We start from the raw sequence: 1,279 nt of genomic DNA on the forward strand, positions 1-1,279 counted from the left end.
GAGAGTGTCAAATTTTATGTGTAAATAGAAAAGCCTCTCGTCTTTTTCTTTAAAACATAGATTCTAATGTATCTTCAACCATATTGAATCCTTTATGCACACGCTGATCAAACTTATCATTGTAATCCAAAATAACCGTCATTAAGGTCCTTTCTAAGGATTCCTCATTTGGAAACTGTTCACGCTTTTTAGTCTGCCGTTTGAATTTCTTATTAAACGATTCAATCAGATTCGTACTGTAAATACTAGCCCGAATAGCTGGTGGAAAATCAAAGCACGTCAATAATTTCTGATTTTCTAATAACCCTTGGGTGACTTTAGGATATCGTTTACGCCAGCGATTGATAAAGTTAGCTAAGCTGTGCTCAGCCGTCTGTTTATCAGGCGACTGATGGATTAATTTAAAATCATCTAAGACATCTTTACGGTCTTTCACCCGAATATGATGTGCGATATTACGACTTACATGAACGAGACATTGTTGAATAACTGCTTCTGGGTAATATTTGCCAACCGCAGACGCCAATCCAACTAAGCCATCGGCCACAAAAAGTAAATTCTGTTGCACCCCTCGTTGTTTCAGATCAGCCAATACCTCTGCCCAAATTGCCCCGGATTCAGTAGGCGCTATTTTGTACGACAAGACTTCTTTATGCCCGTTAGGCTGAATACCAATTGCAATGTGGACCGCTTCTTTTGCGACGGTATCGCGTCTTAATGGCAGATAAGTAGCATCCAGATAGATGACCGCATATTTTTCTGATAATGTTCTGCTTTTAAAAGCTTCAACTTGTTCATTGACGACTTTAGTTAAGTTGGAAACTGTTTGCGGCGTGTAATAAGCACCATACATTTTTTCCATGAGATCGGAGATTTCATGGGTAGTAATGCCTTTTTGATAAAGCTGGATGACCGTCTGTTCTAGTTGGTCTGTTTGGCGCTGATAAGCAGGTAAGGTGTGGTTAATAAATTCGCCATTACGATCTCGTGGTACTGCGAGATTCAGCTCGCCGTATTTAGTTTTGAAGGTTCTTAAATAGTTGCCGTTGCGTGAATTACCGGAGTTGAATCCAGCTCTATCATAACGTTCATAACCTAAAAAGGCGGAAAGCTCATTTTGAAGTAATTCATTAACGGCAAGCTCTAGGTGGTCTTTAAAAATAAGGTCTAAATCTTGATTCTGAGCTAGTGCTGTGACAATTTCTTTGGTAAACTGATTCATGGGGGAAGCCTCCTGTGATGTTTGTTTAGACGCTAACTATCATAAGGGAGAGGCTTC

At 39.7% G+C, this 1,279-nt stretch carries 1 protein-coding gene; it reads right to left on the reverse strand.

Annotated features, from left to right (window positions below):
• Positions 1-49 precede the first annotated feature (49 nt).
• On the reverse strand, positions 50-1,222 hold the full coding sequence (locus EKM80_RS14775; RefSeq protein ID WP_125554444.1) for an IS256 family transposase: 1,173 nt from the start codon (positions 1,220-1,222) through the stop codon (positions 50-52).
• Positions 1,223-1,279 lie beyond the last annotated feature (57 nt).

The sequence above is a fragment of the Loigolactobacillus jiayinensis genome, from assembly GCF_003946445.1.
GTDB classification, from domain to species: Bacteria; Bacillota; Bacilli; order Lactobacillales; family Lactobacillaceae; genus Loigolactobacillus; species Loigolactobacillus jiayinensis.

Coding starts and splice junctions, on each gene's coding strand:
- EKM80_RS14775 (WP_125554444.1), bottom strand. CDS start 1,222: ATGAATCAGTTTACCAAAGAAATTGTCACAGCACTAGCTCAGAATCAA.